Below are 21,387 nucleotides of genomic sequence, written 5' to 3'. Positions count from 1 at the left end.
CCGCGCCGACCAACTCCACCCGGTCGGCCGCCATTCCGCCGTGGGCCGGGCGCCATTCCGCCGTAGGCCGGGCGCCGCCCGACACCGCACCGGGTCCACTTGTCTTCCCGCCGCCCGCCAACACCGGCGGCCCGCACGCCACTTCACCCACGAGCACCCACCCCCTGAACCAGTGAGTTTCCGCCGACACCCTGGAGCCCCGCCCGTGACCAGCGACCACGACAGATCCGGCACCCGCACGGACTCCGACGGCCCCCTGCCCGGCCTGAAGACTCTCCTGCCATCCGCCATCGAGTTCTACCTGGATCTGCACCGGCATCCCGAACTCTCCGGCGCCGAACGCCGTACCGCCGCCCAGTTCGCGGACCGGCTCGACGCGGACGGATTTCGCGTGCTGCGCGGCCTCGGCGGCCACGGAGTCGCCGCCGAACTCACCAACGGCGAAGGCCCCGCCGTACTGCTGCGCGCCGAACTCGACGCCCTGCCCGTGGCCGAGCAGACCGGTGTCCCCTACGCGAGCACGGTGACCGCCCCCGGACCGGACGGACGGCCCGTCCCCGTGATGCACGCCTGCGGCCACGACGCCCACCTCGCCTGCGTGGCGACCGCCGCTCGCTGGCTGGCGGCCCGGCGCCACAGCTGGCGCGGCACCCTTCTCGTCGTGGGCCAGCCCGCCGAGGAGACCCTCAGCGGCGCCAGGGCCATGCTGGAAGACGGTCTGTACGACCGGATCACCCCGCCCGACGTGGTCCTCGCCCAGCACACGGCGGCCTTCCCCGCGGGCATGGTGGCGCACGCCGACGGCCCGGTACTGGCCGGGAGCCTGACGCTGGAGGTGTGCTTCGAGGGCGACGGCGGCCACGCCGCCACCCCGCACCTCAGCGCCGATCCGCTGCTGGCCGCGGCCGGGGTCGTGACGCGGCTGTCCGCCGTCGCGGTCCGCGAGACCGACCCCGCCGAGCGGCTGGTCGTCACCGCCTCCTCGCTGCGCACCACGGACGCGGGGCACACCGGGAACGTCATCGCCGCGCGGGCCGTGCTGCGCGTCACCGTGCGGGCCTTCTCCGAGGCCGCGCTCGACCGCGTCGCCTCGGCGGTGGAACGGGTGGCCCGCGCCGAGGCGGGTTCGGCGGCCCTGCCGCCGCGGGTCACCGTCACGGAGGTGTCCCGTTCCGGGGTCACGGTCGCCGACCCGGACGTCACGGCCGCCGTCCGCTCCGCCCATGTGGCCGCCTTCGGTGCCGCCCGCGTCACGGGCTGGCCCGCCGGCTCGGCGACCGAGGACTTCCCCCTGCTCACCGGCGCGGGCGCCCACCTCCACGGACGGCCCGGTATCCGCGGTGGCTACTGGATGCTCGGTGCCGTCGGACCCGCCCAGTGGGCGGCCGCCCCCGGCACCGCGGCCGCCGAGAAGTTCCGTGGCCTGCCCGGCAACCACTCGCCCCGCTACCTGCCGAGCGTCCGTCTCACCCTGGAGACCGGAACGGCCGCACTCGTGACGGCCGCCCTGGCCCGACTGGCCGGCCCGGCCGACCGCCGGGGTCCGTCGGTCCTGACGTCCGGTCGGGCCCAGGGGCCGCAGGCGGGCCGATCCGACGGGCTTCGTGAAGGGTCCGGTGACGTCAGCTGAAGTGGACGTCGCTGAGATCGATCGACACCATGACCTGGCCCACGAGCGGGTGGCCGGCGGTGTCGCGGCGGTACGCCCGGCGCTTGGTGGGCAGCTTGATCCCGTCCGCTTCCACGTAGTCGTAGACGTACTGCGCGGCGGCGAACCCGCCGGCTACGTCGACCTGGTAGTCGTGGCGCCGCAGGAGTCGGTCGGGGCCGAAGTAGAACTCCTGGTGGGTGCTGTGACTGGCGAGGTGGGACGGGAACGTGGCACGGAGTCCAGGCCAGGCCTCGTCCCCCTCGCACCACGGCTCGATGTCGGTGACCGTGAAGCCGGGCATGGCGAGGAGGAAGGGCGTGGTCAGGTAGGTCCACAGCGCGTAGCCGTTGAAGTAGGCGCGGTCCAGCGGATCCCAGGGGGTCTCCAGCCCGTGTCCGGCGAAGGACGCCCGAGGGTCGTCGCGTTCGACCACCACGTGCCCGTCCAGCTTCGTGATGCCGACCCGTCCGGGCGTGAAGTCGGTCTTCTGGTCGGGAGCCCCGAACGGCTCCACCGAGGCGCGCTCCTCGTGCAGCAGGACCGTCATCGTGCGCGGCGTGACGTCCTGTGGCAGGCCCTTGATGACGAACAGGTCACCACCGCTGACAAGGGTGGCCCGCGCCTGGGTCAGCGCCTGCCACCGTTCGGCCCCGCCGTGGGCTTCGATGGCCTCGGAGAGTAGATCACTCATGTCGGCTTCCTTCCGTCTCTTTCGTTTCTCTTGTTTCTGTTGTTTCTTTCGATTGAGCTCCCCCCCGTTTCCTTCCGCGCGCCCCGTCGGCCGACCCGCGGGGAGCCGCCCATGGGGCCGAACGGGTCGGCGGCGCGTCTCGCCCACGGGGGGATCAGCCGTTCGCCTGTCCCGCGAGGTGCTCGCGGAACCAGGCGAGAGCGGCGGCGCTCGACCGGTCGAAGTGCGCGACGTACGGGTCGAAGTGGCCGCCCGGGAGCAGTTGCAGCCGCTTCGGTTCGAGCGCGCGTTCATAGGCGGCGAGTGCCAGGTCGGTGACGGTCACCGTGTCGTCGAGCGCGACCACCATGAGCAGGGGCGTGGGGGAGACCCTCGTGACCCACGTTCCCGGCTCGTACATGCGGGCCGCGCGGCTGGAACGGACCGTGACCTTGTTCTCCCACACACCCTCGGGCTTCGGTTGCAGGTAGAAGTCGATGGCCGACTGCGACCGGTACGACGCGGGCAGTGCCGGATCACCGCTGACGACGGCCACGGTGCGCGGAGCCTCTCCGCGAAACCGTGCCCGCTCGTCCTCGGCGAAGGACTCCTCGAGTGCCGCCACGTCATCGGGAGCGACACGGCGCAGCCCCTGCTCGTACCCGCTGATGGTCGGGACCTGCGAGACCACGGCCCGCAGCCGACGCTCGGTCGCGCCCAGCACGATCGCGTGGCCGCCGGCGTAGCTGCTGCCCCACAGGCCGATCCGGTCGGCGTCGACCTCGGGCCGGCTCTCCAGGTAGGTGATGGCCCGCCGCCAGTCGGCGATCTGCTGCCAGGGGTCCACGTCCTGCCGCGGTTCGCCGTCGCTGGCCCCGAAGGTGCGGTGGTCGTGCAGCAGAACGACGAACCCGGCCTCGGCGAAGACCTTCGCGAAGGGTTCGAGTCCGTGGTCCCTGACCGCCGCGTAGCCATGGGCCATCGTGATCGCCGGATGCGGACCCGGCCCGTCCGGCAGGAAGAGCCATCCGCGCAGCGTCACACCGCCGTCGGCCTGGAATTCGACGTTCTCGCGCTCAAGCATGAACAACCTCCTCGGTGGACGGCGGCACTCGGTGGGATCCCTCGACGGATCGGCTCAGGAGACCGCGGACGGACACGGCGGCCCACCCCGCTCTCATGGCTGGGCCGGCTCGTCGGGGGCGGTCGTCGCACCCGAGGGGGACCACGCCTTGGTGTCGATCGGGGACCAGTCGGTCGGCCGCGCGTCCAGGCGCTGCATCCTGCGGCCCTCCCGGGTGGTGAGCAACTCCTCGTCGAGGGGCGTGAAGAAGACGTTGTCCACCAGGGTGTACTCGGCGGCGAGCCGGCCCACGGCCGGCACCGCGGCGGTGTCGATCCGCCCACGCTCCAGATACAGGTCGTCTCTGATGTGGAACCGCACGACCCGCCCCCACACCACCTGATCGCCCGCGTCCCCGACGGGCATGATGCGGTCGACGACACACTCGAACGAGATCGGCGCACCTTCGACGCGGGGCGCGCGCACCACTTCGGACGGCTCCTTGCCCAGACCGAGTGCCTCGAACTCGTCGACATCACGGTCGAACGCGAACGCCGAGTCGTGCATGACGTGGGCTTGCGGCAGCGTCACCAGATTGGTGACGAACTCGCCGGTGTCACGGATGTTGACGAAGGTGTCCTTCAGCGTGACGCCGTCCGCCTGCGGCTGCAGGGTGAGCGAGACCATGGGCGGTTTCCGCCCGACCGCGGTGAAGAACGAAATGGGCGCGAGGTTGGCGACGCCCTCGGTGGACACCGTGCTGACCCAAGCCACGGCGCGCGGGATGATGCTTCCGACCAGCAGTTTGTACGCGTGAGTGGCATCCAGCTCCGCGGCATCAATGATCATCGGAGACTCTCCGTCGGGTGAGAGGCGGCAGGGGGGACGGCGCTTCGCCGGCGTACGCCCACTGCCGAGGTGTGATGCGTACGGCGGGGGAGGGATGCGGAGCGGTGCTCGCATCCCTTCGCGTACGACATAAGCGTATGTGCTTTGATTCTTTCAAACAAGATTATGTCCACATTCATTCCATATCGGGATGAATTCTGTGGAATCGGTGCGCCGTCGGGGTGGGCACCGCAACTCGCCGCCGAGTAGGCGGGGATGGCCGGTGGTGACCGGCCGAAAACATCCCCGGCCAGTACCAGGCTACACCAAGGTTCCGATCTGGAACCCAGCCTTGACAGTGCCTGGGTTCCAGACGGAGACTTAACTAAGACGGCTTGCCGGATCCGGGTACCCGATCGACAACACAGGTGGACCGGCCGCAGATGGTTCCGCCGCAGGTGGACGGCCGACGGCCAATGGCCGCCCTTGCCTGCCGGCCCGGCCCGGCTCGCGAGGGCATCTCGGCCAGGGCGATCACTCTGGTGAGCGTTCCCTGTCACCGGAACCGTGTCCACCATCCGCATTCGTCGAATTCAAGCTCTCGACCCGACGAAAAGAAATTTCCATGACTCTTGGACACCACACCGTGGGCAGCGGAGCGACGAAGGTCATCTGGGCCCACTCCTGGCTCGCCGGCCACGAAAGCTATGAATGCATGATGCCCTTTCTCGACGCCGAACGGTTCACGTGGGTGTTTCCCGATTTCCGCGGGTACGGATCATCGCGGGGACTGACAGGTGACTACGGCGTCCCGGAGATGGGACGCGATCTCGTCGATGTCGCCGACGCGCTCGGATGGGACGAGTTCCACCTGGTCGGGCACTCCATGGGCGGCCAGGCCGCGCAATGGGTCTCCGGTCAGCCTGCGGTCCGGGACCGTCTGGGCAGCCTGGTGCTGCTGTGCGCGGTCCCCAGTCGTGGCTTCCCGCTCGACGCGGACAGTTCCAGGTTCTTCGGGGGTGCTGCGGACAGCCTGGACGTACGAGCCGCGGTCATCTCGGCGGTGACCGGCGGTCGGCTCGGGACGGGGTTCGTCCGCTACGTGAACGAGGCGTCCCGCAAAGCGGTCGATCCAGAGGTCATGCGGGCCTACCTTCGCACCTGGACCCAGGACGACGTGTCCAGCGAGGTCCAGGGCTACGAGCGGCCCGTCCTCGTCCTCACCGGCCAGTACGACCCCGTCCTGACCGCTGCTGTGGCCGAGGAGCAGATCGTCCCCCAGTACAGCGACGTGCACCGCCGCGTCCTCGACGGCGCGGCGCATCTGCCCCCCATGGAAACCCCCGCCCGCACGGTGGCGCTCATCGAGAAGCACTTGCTGACGGGGGCCGAGGAACTGCGCGGCTGAGCCGCCGCCCATTTTTCACCGTTGCCGCGTCGCCGGACCCGCTCTCGGCTCCGGACTCCACCGGACACGGAAAAGCTCCGGAACTCATCGGACACGGAACGGTTCCGGAACTCATCGGATACGGAACAGCTCCGGAACTCACCGGACACGAAGCAGCTCCGGAATCCACCGGAAATACAACAGCCCCGGAACTCACCGGACACGGAAAAGCCCCGGAACTCACCGGACACCGACCACAACGAAGCGGCGGCCGCCATCGCGACCCGCGCCGTCAGAAGGAGAATCCGATGCCTGTCTTCAACGCCCACATACCGGCCAACCGCTATTCGGCGGAGCAGAAGCGCGCGCTCGCCGATGCCCTCAACCAGTCGCTGGTGCAGGGTCTCGGCATTCCCGAGGGCGACCGCTTCATCATGATCAGTGAGCACGGCGAGAGCGAACTGTTCCTGGATCCGACGTTCATGGGCATGCAGCGCGGCGACGACGCCATGATCATCACGGTGCTCCTCGGGGCTCACCGTCCCCTGGAGGACAAGCGGGCCGTGGCCTCGGCCATCAACAAGCTGGTGGTCGAGGCTCTCGGCGTCTCACCCGACGACATCTTCGTCGCGCTGGTTCCGGTACCGAACGAGAACTTCTCCTTCGGCAGGGGCGAACTCCAGCTCGCCGAAGGCGCCCCTCGCTGGTAGGTCCCGCGGTCAGCCGCAGTACAGCAAGCCGGCCTTCTGCTTGGCGGTCAGGACGCGATGGACGCTCTGGTCCACCTGGGTCCGGAAGGCCGCGGACTGCGACATGCGGGTCTGCACGGCCTTGACCATCGCCGGGACCAGGTTCGGTTCGACGGTCAGGACCAGGTCACCGCCGGCGGACAGGAAGTTCACCGCGCGGTTGCCGGCGGGCACGGACTTCACCGCCACCGCGTTCCCGAGGTCGTCGGAGATCACCACGCCCTTGAATCCCAGGGTCTTGCGCAGCAGCCCCTGGATCACCGTGGAGGAGAACACGGCCTGGTGCTTCGAGTCGATCTTGCTGTACTTGGCCAGTGAGATCATGACGAAAGGCGCGCCCGCCTTGATCCCCGACTTGAACGGCGTGATGCTCGCGCTCCTGCTCGTCGTCACCGAGTCCACCACGTTCGCCGTGGTGTCGGTGTTGCCCCGGACGTAGCCGAGTCCCGGGAAGTGCTTGAACGTGGTCAGCACCTTGGACTGGGCGAAGCCCGCGGCGAAGGCGCCGCTGTGGGAGGTCACGGTCGTGGAGGTATGGCCGAACTCGCGGTCGTACCGGCCGATCGGGGCGTTGTTCCTGCCGAGGCTCGCCGGGACGACGTCGGCGACGGGCGCGAGGTTCAGGTTCACACCGGCCGACTTGAGCTGCTTCGCCCACACGGCGGCCGAACTGCGAAGCTTCGAGGTCGACCAACTTCCCTGCACCAGCCCGCTCGGTATGGTCGAGAAGCCGGGGCCGGACAGCACCTGTACCTGGCCGCCCTCCTGGTCGGTGGAGACCAGCAGGCCGACGCGATGCCCCGAGACCGTGTCCGCCTTCGCCTGAAGGCTGTCGGCCAGCGACTTGGTCGCCTTCGTACCGGACTTGCTCCGTCCGGCCAGGAACACCGACCCCACGTGGTACTGACGCAGCACCTGGACCCGCTTCTGGTCCGGTTTCGCGGCGTTGACGCCCCCCATGAAGAGCTGGCCGACCCGTTGCGCCCCGGTCATCCCGGCGTAGACCTTGTCGACGCAGGTCGCTGCCGCACTCTCGGCCGCGGGTGCTTCAGGTGCGGCCGCGGCGGTCGAGGTGTAAGCGCCGCCCAGGCCCGCGGCCACCAGCGAGAGTGTCAGCAGCGGGACGGGCCAGACCGCCCGTCTGCCCTGCGGTCCTTGTGACGGCAGCTGCTGCGAAGTCATGCGGAGCCCCTTCCGGTACGCCGACCTGCGGACCGGGCGCTCCTTGCTCGGCCGTCGACGGCGGTCACACAGCCAGTACCACCAAACGTACATCCATTCGACGGTGTTCGCCTCTGCTGTGGAGGGCCCGGCGTGCGGGCGGCGGGGACGCCGTAGTCGCACGTCGGGGCACGGGGCCGGGGTCGGCGGAGCACGTCAACTCATGCTGTGCGGAGCCGGGTTGGCAGGGGTGGTTGATGCCGGATGTGGGGCGCGGGGGACTCCGGCGGGGGAGGCGGGGCGAGTTCGCCGGCGGCCGGGCGGGCGTCGAGCGGGGCAAGAATTCTCCAACAGGACGGGCGGTGTACATCCAGTGCCGCGACACGTGTCGTGGCAGCCGGGACACGTGGCGCGGGGCGCGGGGTGCCTTCGGGCGGCGAAGGGAGCCGCCGCCGGTCTCCGAACGCGCGGCGGCCTCGTCGCGCCGGTCGCGTCCGCCGGCGTGAAGCCGGCCGGGGGTGGTGCGCGCCCGGCCGTCACTCCACAACTCCACGACGAGGGCGGCTCGAATTCGGCCATACGGCAGGCCGGAACAGGACGGAATCGGTCATCGATCGCCGACGCGCACCATCACTCGGCTGACACCACGTCAGCGGGCGACGCGTGCGCCGCAGAAGGACCATGACGCCCCTGGCGCGTTCCGCTCCGGCATCGCCGGAAGGCCTCTCCCGAACGGCTGCGGAACAGGGCATGATGGGTCATCTGTACCGGTCAAGCGACGCTATGCTGTCGTCAAAACCGAGCCGTTCACCGATCAAAAACATCGAGCGAATGTCGCTCCGTCCTACCCGTCACACGCTGCCTGGTCACGCCCCCGCAACGGTGCGTTCGGTGGCACCGCGGCAGCAGCAACCTCGTCAACCTCGGAAGGAAGTGCTGTGGCGCCGGTGCTTGTTGCACACGAAGGGCTGCTGGCCGGAGAACGCATACCGGTGATCGGCACCCGGGTCACCTTCGGACGCAACCCCGAGAACACCGTCGTCATCTCCAGCCTGAGCGTGTCGCGCTTCCACGCGGAAATCGTTCTCGACGACACCCAGGGCTACGTGCTCCAGGACTGCGGCAGCAGCAACGGCACGCTGGTGAACGGCGAGGAGATCGACTCCCAACTCCTCAAGGCCGGGGACGAGATCACCATCGGGGACCAGGAGTTCCGCTTCGAGGTCGCGGACGCCATGGAGACGATCATGGCGCTCTCCTTGCCGAGGTCGCTGACCCATGGTGACGAAGAGGTCGAACACGGCCCGGTGCTGCGGGTCACCATCGCGGGCGGAGGCCCCGTGGGTCTGTCACTCGCCCTGCTGCTGGAGCACTTCCTCGGCGCCCAGGTGAACATCACGGTCTACGACGGCCGGTGGCGCAAGCAGGGCCGCAAGATCGTCTGGAAGGACGAGAGCCAGGGCAACGTACGCCGCCAGCAGGTGGTGACCGTGCAGAGTCGCCAGTACCTCAGCCTGCCCGAGGAAGTACAGGCCCTGCTCTTCGACCCGGACCACTACACCGAGATGTGGCCCTCCGGCCCCGACTCGATCGGCGATCACCACCCGCGCAACATGCGCATCGCCTATATCGAGGACCGGTTGCTGGAAGTGGCCAACGGGAAGTCGGGCCGCATCCAACTCGTCCCCGCCCGCTTCAGCATCGACGAGCAGCAGGACGCCCTGGCCACCCAGCACGTACTGGCGATCTGCGACGGCGGCCGGTCGCGCACGCGTGAGCACTTCGCCGCCAAGTTCGGCAAGGCGGACGAGTCCATCTACTCGCTGAACGACCGCCACCTCCAGGACGTGGTCCTCGGCCTGCGCGTGAAATCGGGCCTGACCGACCCCATGGCGGTCCTGCTGACCGTCGGGCAGAACCGGTTCCTGCTCAACTCCCTGCGCGGCGAGGGCTTCCTCAACATGCGCCTGACCGACGCGGAGGCCGCGGAGGTCGTCGGCATCGACCCGGTGCGCCGCGTCTTCGAGGAGTGCATCGCCTCTCGTCCCTGTCTGATGGGGCGCGACGAGCACGGCGACTTCCAGTGCTCCACGCACAGCACCCTCTTCCTCCCGGCTCTCATCCGGGGCTCGGCCCTGTGGAAGCGGGTCGGCGAAGGGCTGCGTCTGTTCGGCGTCGAGTCGGACGACCTGAGCGCGGTCACCTCCTTCCGCCTGGACATGGTGCAACGCCCGCGTTTCACCGCCGAGTTGCTGCCGCCCACAGCCAACTCGACGGGCACGTACGGCTTCCTGCTGGGCGATGCCGCCAACGCGATCCACTTCTGGCCGGGCCGGGGCCTCAACAGCGGTCTGGCCTCCGCGATCTCGCTCGCGCGATCCCTCAACGGAGCCTGGAACGGCAAGCCCTTCCGGGACGCGGACTTCCTGCGCCACGAGGCCGCCATGTCGATGCTCCAGTATCGGCACAAGAGCCGCGCCTGGAAGGCGATGGTGACCACCGACGACCAGGGCGCCACCTGGGCCATCAAGGACATCATCGCGCACGGCATCGACGGAATCGCCGAGGAGCCGGACCGCGAGGCGGACACCGCGACGCTGCTGGAGCGGCTGCGCGGAATCCGCTCCCGACTGGCGACGCGTATGCCCGGCATGCCGGACGACGAGGCGATCCTGGAACGGCTGGGGACCTTGGAGGGCAGCACGCTGCGCATGCTGGTGCTCAGCGGCGCCTGGGACACCCTCACCATGGGGGGCGAGGAGGTCGACATCGACATCTTCTACGGTCAGGACTCCGCCGCCGCGGCAGCGGCCGTCGAGGCCCTGGAGCCGGCCGCCCAACTCTGAGACCCGCCAGGCCTGTCCGGAACCGGGGTGGCGGCCACGCTCGACCTGTCGGGCGGCGTCGCCACCCCGGGTGGGGAGTGCTCTCTCGCGTGGACGGGCGGGGCCCGGTCAGTGTGAGGATCCGACACCATCGGCCCAGACACGCAGCGGCGTGATCTCCGGCTCGGTCCCGGTCCACTCGGGGTGGGTCCGCACCTCGCCCAGGTCCGCCCGGGCGAGGAAGCCCGGTTCGAGGTCGGCCAGGAACTCCACGACGACCGGGGCGAGATCGTCGCAGACCGCGTAGGCACCGCTGAAGGGCAGCGCGTCCCGGGACACGGAACCGGTCGAGCACCGGAGGTGCCCGGCCTGCGCGTCGTGCCATACGTAGAACGTCGCCTCCCCGGGAAATCCCATCTCGCGCACGCGACTTCGGATGGCGGCGGAGGTCCGCTCGAAGGCGGCCACCACCTCGGCGACGGACAGCGAACCCCTGTCCTCCTCCGCCGCACTCAGCGACCAGGTGTTGGTCTCCCACTCCACCCGCCGGTCGGCGGGTTCCAGCACCAGGGTCTCGTCCGCCACTTCGGCGATCCACGTCAACAGCACCACCGCAGTATCCCCGCCCCGCCCCGACCGCCACCCCGAGGAACGAGATTCCCCGCCCCGGCCGGTCGCCGGGCCGGTCGCCGGGACGACCCCTCCAGATTGGGGAGAGGGGGGTGCCCAAGACAAGGCTGCCGGGGCGAAGGGGGGTCAGCCACTCTGGGACTCGCTCATCGCTGCCGACTGCCCGGCACAGGTCGGTCCGGGTACGGCCAAGGAGGGGAAGTCGTCATGAGTAAGTTCGCGCGAGGCGGGGGCAGGGGGAAGCGCACCGCCGCCGCCGGTCTCGTCATCTCCGGCATGGTGATCAGCGCCTCGGTCGCGCCCGTCACCGCCCACGCCGCCGTTCCGGCCTTCCCGGACAACATCACCATTTTCCCGGACCGGGACTTCGTCTCGATCGACGGGTTCTCCGAGCACGCGGGCGAGCAGGTGACCATCGAGGTGCAGCGCCCTCGCGTCGGCCTCGTCGGCTCCGCCGTCGGCACGATGGCGTCGGCGGCCTCCATCGCGGCGGGCAACCCGGCCATCGAGGTGAACCACCCCGGCGGCCTGTGCTGGGGTGCGGGCGGCGGCCCCCAGGTGACACCCGACATCCGCGCCGGTGACGTCGTGTCGGTCAAGTTCGGGGGCGCGGTGGTGGCCGACGCCACGACCCTCGATCTCGGCGTCACCGGCGGCACCCTGACCACTCCGACCACGCTGGTGCTCCAAGGACGGCTCGGACCCGCCGTCGACCCGACGTTCCTGGAACAGCGGATCGTCGAACCGGCCCTGCGCGACACCGAGGTGGCACGCCGCGACGTGCGGGCCGTGCCGGGCGCGCTGACGAACGCGCCGAAGGGCGGCTACGCCTCCGGAGTGCAGGTGGCCGACGGAAACTTCACCGCCACGTACGAGTTCCTCGACGGGGACACGGCGGCCGTGGCGGCCGAGGGGCTGTTCATCGCCATGAGCTGGCAGGACCAGGACCCCGACGGCAATACCCAGGGCGTGACGATCGCGGAGTTCGGCGAGGTGGGCGGCCCCGGCATGGGTGGCTGCCCGGCCGGGCCGGCGCAGCAGGCGTCGGCCTCGCCCACCGGTGTCGTCGTGCGCGACGAGGGCGACTCGACCTCGGTGAGCTGGACTCCGCCGCAGCCGACTCCGGGGGCGGCGCCGATCCTCGGATACACCGTGCGAGCCGTCGACCAGCTCAGCAGGAACGGAGTGCAGAGCGAGGTCGGCGTCCGCGTCAACGACCCGGACGCGACCTCGGCGACCCTGCCGGGCTCCGTCGAGGGCAGGCGGGTCGAGGTCAGATCGTTCAGTGGGACCGGCGAATCCTGGCCGCCCGCGCTGCCGGGCGACCCCGCCTCGGGAGACGCCACACCACCGACCGTCACGGCCAGGCCCGGCGGCGGGCTCTACACGGCCGACACCCAGGTCGTCCTCAGCGCCGACGAGGCGGGCTCGGAGATCTACTACACGCTCGACGGTTCCGACCCGCTGGAGGCGGGCACCAGCGGTCCCGCGGCGATGCCGTACACCGGGCCGTTCGACCTGAAGGCCGCCGACGGGCCGCGGACCCTGCGGTTCGTGGCCTTCGACCCGGCCGGCAACGCCTCGCAGGCCAGGCTGGAGAAGTACACCTTCGGATCGGCCAGGACGCCGAGCGCGCCACGGCCGGTGACCGTACAGGGCTCCCACGCGAGCGCGACCGTGCGCTGGACGGCGCCCGAGGACCCGGGCACCTCGCCGGTCACGGGCTACGAGATCACCGCGACGCCCGCCTCCGGGGCTCCCGTCACCACCACGGCCGGGCCCAGCGCGTCCAGCGTGCTGCTCACCGGGCTCACGAACGACACGAAGTACGCCGTGACGGTCCTCGCCGTGAACGCGGTCGGCAAGGGCGCCGCGTCCACACCGGTCGAGGTCACCCCCAAGGTGCCCGTGGTCGACAAGATCGCGATCACCCTCGCCAAGTGGAAGTCCGGAGACCTGCGGCTCGAAGGCACCGGGTCGATCCCCGGCGCGTCGCTGACGCTCCGGTCCGGCTCGCCGAACGGTCCCGTCTTCGCCACCAACGTGATCGTGCAGCCACCGGCGGCGGGCGCGGTCAACGGCACATGGAGCCTGCGGCTGCGGGCCGGCAGCGCCGCGACCACCAACCCGTCCCCGGTCTACCTCACCTCCGACAAGGGCGGAACCCTGGGACCGGTGACCGTGCCCAACGGCTAGGGGCGGAGGCGCCTGCCACACCCCGCGACACCGGGCTGGTCCGAACGAAAGGCCCCGGCCGCCCCGCCCGAAGCCCCGGCACGGAGCGAACACCGCCCGGCGAACACCGCCCGGCGAACACCACCCGCCGGGGCGCCCGACAGGACAGGGCAGCCGACGGGAGCCCCCCGCTCACCGGCTGCCCTGGTCCACCCGGGCAGCCGGTGGATCCCCCTCCACCGGCTGCCCGCTGTCCCGACCCGCCCGGTCACGTCTCCTCAGCGGTGCGTTCAGGAACACCGCGAGCCGCCCCCACGCGGCCGAGGAGCACGGGCGCACGGCCCGTTCCCACGTACGGCACCACGCTCGCGCCGGTACGCGGGTGCGGCGCCGCACGCGGCCCGCCGCGCGCACGACCAGTACAGAAGGCAGCACCGAGAAACCGAGAAGACCAGGGCATCCGCGACTCCAGGGGGAGAGCAGGGCCCGAGCCGCCGTCACGGCGGCCCACCATGGGGGTGAGCACGCACATGCACGACAACGCGCTGTCCAGGCGTGACCTGATGAAGTTCGGCGTCCTCGCGTCGGCGGCCCTGACACTGCCGCTCGAACGCGTCGTACGCGCCAAGACCGCTTCGGACCGGATCGCCGTCAGCAAATTCCCGAAGCCGTTCACCGTGCCGTTCGCGGTGCCGCCGGAGGCCGTGCCGACCAAGCGGTCGAGCACCACCGACTACTACACCATCAGCATGCGCAGCGCGATGACCGAGATCCTGCCCGGCATGAAGACGGAGACCTGGTCGTACAACGGGACGTTCGGCGGCCCGACGATCCGGGCCGTCCGGGGCCGGCCGGTCGTCGTACGGCAGATCAACGACCTGCCGCGGGTGCACCCACGCCTGGGGTACGAGTCGTGGACCTCGGTCCACCTGCACGGATCGGCCTCGCTGCCGGAGTTCGACGGCTACGCCAGCGACGTGACGCGGCCGGGCGAGTACAAGGACTACCACTACCCGAACTTCCAGGACGCGCGCACGCTCTGGTACCACGACCACGGCGTCCACCACACGGCCGAGAACGCGTACATGGGCCTCGCCGCGATGTACACGATGCACGACACCCTGGAACAGTCGCTGCCGATCCCGCACGGCCGGTACGACGTGCCGCTGATCGTCCGGGACGCCATGTTCGACCGCGACGGACAACTGCTGTACGACGACGGTGGCCATTCCGGGATCTTCGGTGACGTGATCCTGGTCAACGGGCGGCCCTGGCCGGTGATGAAGGTCGAGCGGCGCAAATACCGCTTCCGCATCCTGAACGGCTCGATCTCACGGGGCTTCAAGTTCGCGCTGAGCACCGGCGACCCGTTCGTCTTCATCGGTACGGACGCGGGCCTGATGCCGCAGCCGCGCTCGGCGACCAGCTACCGGCACGGCATCGCCGAACGCTACGAAGTGATCATCGACTTCGCCAAGTACCGGACCGGCCAGCGCGTGGTGCTCAGGAACCTCAGCGTGCCGAACGTCGAGGACTTCGACACCACCGGCGACGTGATGGCCTTCGACGTCACCGGCGACCCCACCGACCTGTCCGGCAACACGATCCCGGAGCAGCTGAACCCGAACGCCCCGGCGATGGACCTGACCGCGGCGATGGCGAAGAAGACCCGCAAGTTCGAGTTCGTCCGCAAGAACGGCGCCTGGACCGTCAACGGCAAGACCTGGGCGGATGTGATCGCCTCCGACTACGAGTACGTCTGGGCCGATCCGGGGCTCGGGGACACCGAGATCTGGGAGTTCGAGAACAAGTCCGGCGGCTGGTGGCACCCGGTCCATGTGCACCTGGTCGACTTCAAGGTCCTGGACCGCAACGGCAAGCCACCGTCCCCCTGGGAACTCGGCGGCAAGGACACCGTGTACGTCGGCGAGAACGAGACCGTACGCATGGTGGTCAAGTTCGGCCCGAACACCGGGTATTACATGATCCACTGCCACAACCTGGTGCACGAGGACCACGACATGATGGCCCAGTTCCGGGTCGGGCCGCCCGCCGGCGAGCACCACCCGGTCTACGCGGACCCGGCCAGGTCCGAGCCCGGCCCGACGCTCGGAGACGACGATGACACCCTCTACTGAGGCGTGCCCCGCCGAGGGCGCCACCCCCGTGACCGGCCCGCGATCCGACCGGCATGTCCCGGGCCGCCGCGTCGCGTCGCCGCTCTGCGCCGCCGCGGCCGCCGGGGACCTGGTGGTCTTCCAGCAGAACCTGGCGTACGGCCTGGCCGTGTCGCTGCCGTTCCTGGCGGCGGCGGTCGTCCAGCTCGTTCTCGCTCGGTGGGTGTGGGCCTCGCGGCGCGCGGCCGCCGCCCTGTCCGCGGTCCTCGGACTCGGTCTGCTGATCGGCCTGCGGTCCGTCGCCGTCGGTACCGGTGCGACCCTCGGGCCGCGCGGCGAGCCGCTCCTGGCCGATCCGCTCGCGATGGTCGTGCTGATCGCCCAACTCGCCGCCCTGCTCGTGCTGGTGCGCACCCTCTCCGGTCGCGGGCGGTCCTGGGCCGGCAACGGACTCCTCGTCATCGGGACGGTGCTGTGGACGCTCAGGTCGACCGGCCTGCTCGGCTGACCCCGCCGGGGCGGCGCGCCGCACGACGGACCGTCGCTGCGCGCACCGCCCTGCTCGCGGTGGTGGCCGTGGTCCTGGTGGCCGGCACCTTCCTTGTGCGGCCGGTGCGGGTCGAGTCGACCAGCATGGAACCGACGCTGCGGGCCGGGGACCATCTGCTCGTCGACGAGCGCGCGTACCGCGACGCGCCGCCCCGGCGCGGTGACCTCGTGGTGTTCCACGGGACCGACGCACGCCTGATCAAACGGGTGGTGGCGGTGGCCGGGGACACCGTCGCCATCGAGGACGGGGTCCTGGAGGTGAACGGCCACGCCGTCGCGGAGCCGGCGGTGGACCCGGAGACCGTCGACGGCCTGTACTACGGGCCCGCGCGGGTTCCGGCCGGCACCGTCTTCGTACTGGGCGACAACCGCAGACACTCCGTCGATTCCCGGCAGTTCGGTCCGGTCCCCGTCACGAAGGTGACGGGACGGGTCGTCCTGCGCTGGTGGCCACGGCCCGGACGGCTGTGATCGGTGCGTGGTTCGGGGGACCGTGACCGGCGATGGCCCGGGAGGCGGGGAGTGTGACCGGCGGTGGCCCGGGTGGCGGGGAGTGTGACCGGCGGTGGCCGGGGTGGCGGGCCGTGTGACCGGTCATGGCGCAGGAGGCTGATCACGTGCGTGGGACCGTCCGGACCGGCCCCGCGCGCCGCATCACGGATCACACCCCCTGATCACGGGTTCACACCTTCGTGGGCGGCCGCCACGATGGCGTCGAGCACCGCGTCGATCCCGACGTCCTTGTGCAGGACCGCGCAGGCCCCGGCGTTCACCGCCGCCTGCTCCAGTCGTCCGCCGACCGCGGAGGTCAGCACCACGACCCGGGTCTGGGGCCGCAGGGCGAGCAGCCGGCCGGTCGCCTCGGCCCCGTCCAGGACGGGCATGACCAGATCCATGAGGACCACGTCCGGCAGGAGCCGTACCCCCGCCTCGACCGCTTCCGCGCCGTCGCACGCCACTCCCACCACATCCACGAGCGTGCTCCGGCCGAGGGCGCCGGCCAGGGCGTCCCGCACGAGCGGGTGGTCGTCGACGACGAGCAGGCGAATCGGCATGGTTCCACGGTGCCTGGTCCCGGGCGTCACGGCCATCCCCAAACCGGAGGGGTCGACAGCCCGGAATCAACACCATTCCTTCACAAGTAGTGGTTCCTTTCAACTACGCCGTGGTTCCATGGCATGTGCGTACCGGCCACGGTGGCGGTCCGTCGGGGTGGGGGGAACATGGGGGAACAAGGGGGTTCGCCGACGACGCGGGTACTGATCGTCGACGACCATCGGACGTTCGCCGAGCTGCTGGCCTTCGCGCTGGGATCTCAGCCGGACTTCGACTGCGCGGGATGGGCGGGCACCGGGGCAGCGGCCGTCGACCTGGCGGCCAGGGAACGGCCGGACATGGTCGTGATGGACATCTCGCTGGGCGCGGAGTGCGGCCTGGATGTCACACGGCGCATCCGTGAGGCGACGCCGGACGCGATCGTCGTGATCGTCTCGGCGCACCGCGATCCGGACTGGGTGGTACGGGCCGCGCGGGCGGGCGCGAGCGCGTTCGTGCCCAAGTCCGGTTCGCTGGAGGAGATGCTCACCGTCCTGCGGGCCGTACGGCAGGGCTCGATGCTGGTGTCGGCCTCGATGTTCGGTGAGCCGGCCCGGCCGCGGGCCACAAGGGATCCCGGAGCGGCGAGCCTGACCGCCCGGGAGTCCGAGGTGCTCACGATGATGAGCAAGGGGCTGGCACCCGCGGCGATCGCCAGACTGCTCGGGATCAGCGTCAACACCTGCCGCGGCTATGTGAAGTCGATCCACCTCAAGCTCGGGGTGCGGTCGCAGCTGCAGGCCGTGGTGAAGGCACAACAACTGGGTCTCGTCGAGGCGCACAGCGATGGCTGACCGGAGGGGCGTGGTCCCGCCGGCGGAGTCGGGGGGCAGCAGAACGGTCCGGCGGGCGGTGATCGCGATGGTCCTCATCGGACTCGGGGCCTTCGCGCTCGTGGGCGCGGCCACCGTGTTCGCGGCCGAGTCGATCGCCAAGAAGACCGCGCTCGCGGAGGCGGCGCGGTCCGCGCAGTTGATGGGCAACGTGATCTTCAAGCCGGTCATGCCACGGTTGATCCACGGCGACCGGTCCGTGCGCGCGCAGCTCGACGAGGCGGTCCAGGCCCGGCAGGACGAGGGCGGCGTCGTCCGCGTGAAGGTGTGGAACCGGCGGGGCGACGTGCTCTACTCGAACGAGCACCACGCCATCGGAATGTCCTTCCCCCTCAACGACGACGTGCGCAAGACCATCGACCAGCACGCGAGTTGGGCGGACCTCTCCGACCTGTCCGACGAGGAGAACGTCACCGAGCCGCATCGGGGCGGCGGCCGACTCGTGGAGGTCTACGTGCCCCTGGACCTGGCCTCCGGCGAACGGCTGGCGCTCGAGGTGTACTCCACCGACGACCGGGTGGCCGCCGCGCGGACCGAGCTGATGCGGACCCTCGTCCCGTTCTCGCTCCTGGCGCTGCTGCTTCTGCTCGTGGCCCAACTCCCGGTGTCGGTGCAGCTCCTGCGCCGGGTCAGCCAGGCCGACGTGGAGCGGAGCCGACTGCTCGCCAAGGCGCTCACCGCGTCGGAGCGGGAACGGCGCGCGATCGCCCGCGACCTCCACGACGGCGTGGTCCAGGACCTCGCCGGGGCCGGGTACGCCCTCGAGGCCGTCCGCGCCGACCTGCCGCCCGGCACCGGGACCGTGGCGGGCGGCATGCTCGACAGGGTCTCCGAGGTGCTGCGCGGCGCCGTCGGCTCGCTCCGCACGATGATGGTGGACATCTACCCGCCGGACCTCACCGAGGACGGGCTGCCGCAGGCGGTCGAACTGCTCGCCGGGCGCCTGCGCCGGGAGGGGATCACCGTCGGCACGACCGTCGACGTGCGGGCCGCGCTGGGGCCGGATGTGGCTGCCGCCGCCTACCGCTGCGCGCGGGAGTGCGTGACCAACATCCTCAAGCACGCCGAGGCCAGGCAGGCCTGGATCGACGTCACCGGCAGCGAGGACCGGCTGCTGGTCCGGGTGGCGGACGACGGCAAGGGGCCGGGTACCGCTCTCGGCCCCACCGGGCATCTCGGGCTCCAGCTCATCCGGGACACGGCGGCCGAGCTGGACGGAGAGGTCACGATCGCCGAGCGCGCCGGCGGCGGCACCGAGGTACGCACCGTGCTGCCGGTACGGGCCTGACCCCCTCGTTTTGAGGGGACCACACCCCCAAGGGCGAGGCTGCCGGTGACCGTCGGAGAACGCCACTCTGGATGCGCCGCACGACAAGGGCACCCGGGGGGAGTCGGATGCGCCGCATCATCAGCATGCTCTGTCTTGTTCTCTGCGTCCTCGGCCTGGGGGCCGCGTCCGCGGGGCGGGCCGCCGCGCACACCGGCCTGCTGTCCAGCGATCCCGCGATCGGCCAGGTGCTGCCGCGGCTGCCGGCCCAGGTGGCGCTGACGTTCCGCCGGCCGGTGACGGCGGGGGCCGACGCGGTCCGCGTGTTCGACGACCACATGCGCCGGGTCGACCTCGGCGGTCACCCCGACGACGTACGGCGGCGGACCGTCCGGACGGCTCTGCCCGGCGGCCTGCGCGCGGGCACCTACTCCGTGGCCTGGCAGGTGACGTCGGCCGACGGCCATCCCGTCGCGGGCACCTACCGGTTCTCCATCGGGAGGACCAGCCAGGTCGTCGGCGTCGTGCCCTCGCCCGGTGGTACGAGCGGTGCCTGGGCCGGCCGGCTCCTCGGGGCGGCCCGGGGACTCGGCTACGCCGGACTCGCCCTGGGACCGGGCGTGTTGCTGGTCGTGCTGTGGCTGTGGCCGGCCGGCCTGCGCGACCGCGGGACCCGTGGGCTGGTGTGGGGCGGACTCGTCCTGCTGGCGGCCGGTACGGTCGCGGCCCTGGCCGTCGACACCGTCTGGGCCGACGCCCGTCCGCTGGCCGAGGTCTGGTCGGGCTCGGACGCCCATCAGCACGCAGCCCCGGCCGACGACGCCTACGCGGTGCGCTTCTACTCCCTGCTGGCGCTGGGCGTCGCGACCACCCTGGCCACCGCGTCCGGCGGCCGGGACAGGCCGGCCAGACCGCTGGTCCTGGGGACGACGGCCGCCGTCACCGTGCTCTGGGGCACCTGGCCGCTGACCGGGCACGCCGTCGACGGGCGCCACGCGCCGCTCGCGGTGGCCGCCGACCTCGCCCACCTGGCGGCGATGACGCTCTGGCTGGGCGGACTCGCCCTGCTCGCGGCCGTCCTGTCGCGGCCCGCCCACGTGGTCGAACTGGTCCGCGTGCTGCCCCGGTTCTCACGGCTGGCAAGCGGCAGCGTGGTCGTCCTCGTCGTGACGGGGACGTACCAGGCCTGGCGCGAGGTGGGCTCCGTCGGCCATCTCCTCGACACCCGGTTCGGCCGGTTGCTGCTGCTGAAGTCGGCCGGAGTCGCCGTGGTCGTCGCGCTCGGCGGCATGGCCCGCCGCTGGGTCCACCGCCACACGGCCCGCCCGGCGCTTTCGTTGTCGAGCGGTGCAGGGGAGACGACACGGACCCTCACGGGGGCGACCCCGACCACGCCGACCCTCACGGGGGCGACCCTGACCACGCCGACCTTCACCGCGGAGCCCCTGCCGACGCTGCCGGACGCCGCGCTCGTACGGTCCCTGCGGCGCGGCCTCCTCGGCGAACTGCTGGTCGCGGCGGGCGTACTGGGGGTCACCGCGGCCCTCGTCGCGGTCGGCCCGCCGGTCTGACCGCGTTCCTCCCGTCCCGCCGACGCCGTCCGGGACACCCCCGCCTCGCACGCGCCTCCAGCCGTGCCCACGGTCACACACTCCTGAGAGGAATCACCCATGAAGCTCCTTCGCCCGGCCCGGGCGGCCGTGGTCCTGATCACCGCGGGGCTGCTGACGGGAACGGCGGCCCCCGCCTGGGCGCATGTGCATGTCCACTCCGACGCGGCGGTGGCACCGGGCGCGACAGACGTGCGGATGACGTTCCACGTGCCGAACGAGAAGGCGCCCGCGCGGACCGTCGGCGTACGGATCGAGGCGCCGGAGGGCGTACGAGGGATACGCGCCGAGCAGGTGCGCGGCTGGACCGCCGAGCCGTCGACCGGCGGTGACGCGGGCAGGGCCGTCGGCTGGTCCGGCGGTGCGATCAGCGGCGAGAACGGCGTCGACTTCGTCCTCCACATCGACCGCGTGCCCACCGGGGTGCCGGCCCTGACCTTCGTGACCCGGCAGGAGTACGACGACGGCGAAGTCGTCTCCTGGGACCAGGAGACGGTGCCGGGGGAACCCGAACCGGAGCACCCCGCCCCCGTGTTGAGCCTCACCGGAGCGTCCGCCGCCGATTCCGCGACGCGGGCCCCGGTGGGCCTGGGCGACGCGTGGACGGCGGCCGCCGTCTGCGGCGTGCTGTTCCTCCTGACGGCAACGGGGCTTCCGCTGGCGCGCTGGGCGGCACGACGCCGAAGTCCCGCACCGCGCTGAGGCGGCTACCTGCACATCGACGCGTCCCGTTTCCTGTTCCGCGCCGGCGCGGAACAGGAAACGGGACGCCCTCGG

At 71.2% G+C, this 21,387-nt stretch carries 18 protein-coding genes; 12 read left to right on the top strand and 6 right to left on the bottom strand.

Annotation, left to right across the window (positions count from 1 at the left end; translation table 11 throughout):
• The first annotated feature begins 205 nt into the window (after positions 1 to 205).
• Positions 206 to 1,630, top strand: a complete 1,425-nt coding sequence (locus tag ACWCQK_RS23515) for an amidohydrolase (RefSeq protein WP_451157879.1) — start codon at positions 206 to 208, stop codon at positions 1,628 to 1,630.
• Here the strand turns inward: ACWCQK_RS23515 and ACWCQK_RS23510 are convergent.
• From ACWCQK_RS23510 to ACWCQK_RS23500, 3 genes are all read right to left on the bottom strand, one after another.
• Entirely contained in the window at positions 1,623 to 2,342 is a 720-nt protein-coding gene (locus ACWCQK_RS23510) for a hypothetical protein (protein WP_451157877.1), read from the bottom strand. The two genes, ACWCQK_RS23515 and ACWCQK_RS23510, sit on opposite strands and share 8 nt — an antisense overlap.
• Positions 2,343 to 2,496: 154 nt before the next feature.
• Complete coding sequence (locus ACWCQK_RS23505; RefSeq protein WP_451157875.1) at positions 2,497 to 3,405, bottom strand: alpha/beta hydrolase; 909 nt, start codon at positions 3,403 to 3,405, stop codon at positions 2,497 to 2,499.
• Positions 3,406 to 3,498: 93 nt separating this feature from the next.
• Positions 3,499 to 4,233, bottom strand: coding sequence for a flavin reductase family protein (locus ACWCQK_RS23500; protein WP_451157873.1), 735 nt, complete (start codon positions 4,231 to 4,233; stop codon positions 3,499 to 3,501).
• Between the two features lie 604 nt (positions 4,234 to 4,837).
• Between ACWCQK_RS23500 and ACWCQK_RS23495 the strand changes: the two genes are divergently transcribed.
• Together ACWCQK_RS23495 and ACWCQK_RS23490 are read left to right on the top strand one after the other, a co-directional pair.
• On the top strand, positions 4,838 to 5,620 hold the full coding sequence (locus tag ACWCQK_RS23495; RefSeq protein ID WP_451157871.1) for an alpha/beta fold hydrolase: 783 nt from the start codon (positions 4,838 to 4,840) through the stop codon (positions 5,618 to 5,620).
• Positions 5,621 to 5,907: 287 nt separating this feature from the next.
• Entirely contained in the window at positions 5,908 to 6,309 is a 402-nt protein-coding gene (locus tag ACWCQK_RS23490; RefSeq protein WP_451157870.1) for a tautomerase family protein, read from the top strand.
• Between the two features lie 9 nt (positions 6,310 to 6,318).
• On the opposite strand, the gene ACWCQK_RS23485 is transcribed toward ACWCQK_RS23490, so the two are convergent.
• Complete coding sequence (locus ACWCQK_RS23485; protein ID WP_451157868.1) at positions 6,319 to 7,530, bottom strand: glycoside hydrolase family 3 N-terminal domain-containing protein; 1,212 nt, start codon at positions 7,528 to 7,530, stop codon at positions 6,319 to 6,321.
• A gap of 926 nt (positions 7,531 to 8,456) precedes the next feature.
• Here ACWCQK_RS23485 and ACWCQK_RS23480 point away from each other — a divergent pair.
• Positions 8,457 to 10,355, top strand: coding sequence for an FHA domain-containing protein (locus ACWCQK_RS23480; RefSeq protein ID WP_451157866.1), 1,899 nt, complete (start codon positions 8,457 to 8,459; stop codon positions 10,353 to 10,355).
• Positions 10,356 to 10,463: 108 nt separating this feature from the next.
• On the opposite strand, the gene ACWCQK_RS23475 is transcribed toward ACWCQK_RS23480, so the two are convergent.
• Positions 10,464 to 10,946, bottom strand: a complete 483-nt coding sequence (locus ACWCQK_RS23475; RefSeq protein WP_451157864.1) for a hypothetical protein — start codon at positions 10,944 to 10,946, stop codon at positions 10,464 to 10,466.
• A 225-nt stretch (positions 10,947 to 11,171) separates the two neighbouring features.
• Between ACWCQK_RS23475 and ACWCQK_RS23470 the strand changes: the two genes are divergently transcribed.
• From ACWCQK_RS23470 to lepB, 4 genes are all read left to right on the top strand, one after another.
• Positions 11,172 to 13,160 (top strand): fibronectin type III domain-containing protein, encoded by a 1,989-nt coding sequence (locus tag ACWCQK_RS23470; protein WP_451157862.1) that lies wholly within the window; start codon positions 11,172 to 11,174, stop codon positions 13,158 to 13,160.
• A 497-nt stretch (positions 13,161 to 13,657) separates the two neighbouring features.
• The gene (locus tag ACWCQK_RS23465) at positions 13,658 to 15,277 is read left to right on the top strand and encodes a multicopper oxidase family protein (protein ID WP_451157860.1); all 1,620 of its coding nucleotides are present in this window, start codon (positions 13,658 to 13,660) and stop codon (positions 15,275 to 15,277) included.
• Positions 15,261 to 15,764, top strand: a complete 504-nt coding sequence (locus ACWCQK_RS23460; RefSeq protein WP_451157858.1) for a hypothetical protein — start codon at positions 15,261 to 15,263, stop codon at positions 15,762 to 15,764. The genes ACWCQK_RS23465 and ACWCQK_RS23460 overlap by 17 nt, the downstream gene beginning before the upstream one ends.
• Entirely contained in the window at positions 15,731 to 16,276 is a 546-nt protein-coding gene (gene lepB / locus ACWCQK_RS23455; protein WP_451157856.1) for a signal peptidase I, read from the top strand. The genes ACWCQK_RS23460 and lepB overlap by 34 nt, the downstream gene beginning before the upstream one ends.
• Positions 16,277 to 16,479: 203 nt before the next feature.
• Here the strand turns inward: lepB and ACWCQK_RS23450 are convergent, their stop codons facing one another.
• Complete coding sequence (locus ACWCQK_RS23450; protein WP_451157854.1) at positions 16,480 to 16,860, bottom strand: response regulator; 381 nt, start codon at positions 16,858 to 16,860, stop codon at positions 16,480 to 16,482.
• A gap of 168 nt (positions 16,861 to 17,028) precedes the next feature.
• Between ACWCQK_RS23450 and ACWCQK_RS23445 the strand changes: the two genes are divergently transcribed.
• The 4 genes from ACWCQK_RS23445 (at position 17,029) to ACWCQK_RS23430 (ending at position 21,312) form a co-directional block, all read left to right on the top strand.
• Positions 17,029 to 17,694 (top strand): response regulator, encoded by a 666-nt coding sequence (locus tag ACWCQK_RS23445; RefSeq protein WP_451157852.1) that lies wholly within the window; start codon positions 17,029 to 17,031, stop codon positions 17,692 to 17,694.
• Positions 17,687 to 19,021 (top strand): sensor histidine kinase, encoded by a 1,335-nt coding sequence (locus ACWCQK_RS23440; RefSeq protein WP_451157850.1) that lies wholly within the window; start codon positions 17,687 to 17,689, stop codon positions 19,019 to 19,021. The genes ACWCQK_RS23445 and ACWCQK_RS23440 overlap by 8 nt, the downstream gene beginning before the upstream one ends.
• A 107-nt stretch (positions 19,022 to 19,128) precedes the next feature.
• A complete protein-coding gene (locus tag ACWCQK_RS23435; protein WP_451157848.1) occupies positions 19,129 to 20,571 on the top strand; it encodes a copper resistance CopC/CopD family protein in 1,443 nt (480 codons plus the stop codon).
• A gap of 99 nt (positions 20,572 to 20,670) precedes the next feature.
• On the top strand, positions 20,671 to 21,312 hold the full coding sequence (locus tag ACWCQK_RS23430; protein ID WP_451157846.1) for a DUF1775 domain-containing protein: 642 nt from the start codon (positions 20,671 to 20,673) through the stop codon (positions 21,310 to 21,312).
• The last annotated feature ends 75 nt before the right edge of the window (positions 21,313 to 21,387 follow it).

Source organism: Streptomyces sp. NPDC002306 (genome assembly GCF_053593435.1).
This window is presented reverse-complemented; position numbering and strand designations above follow the sequence as displayed.

Excerpts from the sequence above, each read along its gene's own strand:
- ACWCQK_RS23470 (WP_451157862.1), top strand. The coding sequence starts at position 11,172 with ATGAGTAAGTTCGCGCGAGGCGGGGGCAGGGGGAAGCGCACCGCCGCC.
- ACWCQK_RS23510 (WP_451157877.1), bottom strand. The coding sequence starts at position 2,342 with ATGAGTGATCTACTCTCCGAGGCCATCGAAGCCCACGGCGGGGCCGAA.
- ACWCQK_RS23500 (WP_451157873.1), bottom strand. The coding sequence starts at position 4,233 with ATGATCATTGATGCCGCGGAGCTGGATGCCACTCACGCGTACAAACTG.
- ACWCQK_RS23490 (WP_451157870.1), top strand. The coding sequence starts at position 5,908 with ATGCCTGTCTTCAACGCCCACATACCGGCCAACCGCTATTCGGCGGAG.
- ACWCQK_RS23430 (WP_451157846.1), top strand. The coding sequence starts at position 20,671 with ATGAAGCTCCTTCGCCCGGCCCGGGCGGCCGTGGTCCTGATCACCGCG.
- ACWCQK_RS23450 (WP_451157854.1), bottom strand. The coding sequence starts at position 16,860 with ATGCCGATTCGCCTGCTCGTCGTCGACGACCACCCGCTCGTGCGGGAC.
- ACWCQK_RS23440 (WP_451157850.1), top strand. The coding sequence starts at position 17,687 with ATGGCTGACCGGAGGGGCGTGGTCCCGCCGGCGGAGTCGGGGGGCAGC.
- ACWCQK_RS23495 (WP_451157871.1), top strand. The coding sequence starts at position 4,838 with ATGACTCTTGGACACCACACCGTGGGCAGCGGAGCGACGAAGGTCATC.
- ACWCQK_RS23460 (WP_451157858.1), top strand. The coding sequence starts at position 15,261 with ATGACACCCTCTACTGAGGCGTGCCCCGCCGAGGGCGCCACCCCCGTG.
- ACWCQK_RS23485 (WP_451157868.1), bottom strand. The coding sequence starts at position 7,530 with ATGACTTCGCAGCAGCTGCCGTCACAAGGACCGCAGGGCAGACGGGCG.
- ACWCQK_RS23435 (WP_451157848.1), top strand. The coding sequence starts at position 19,129 with ATGCGCCGCATCATCAGCATGCTCTGTCTTGTTCTCTGCGTCCTCGGC.
- ACWCQK_RS23505 (WP_451157875.1), bottom strand. The coding sequence starts at position 3,405 with ATGCTTGAGCGCGAGAACGTCGAATTCCAGGCCGACGGCGGTGTGACG.
- ACWCQK_RS23445 (WP_451157852.1), top strand. The coding sequence starts at position 17,029 with ATGGGGGAACAAGGGGGTTCGCCGACGACGCGGGTACTGATCGTCGAC.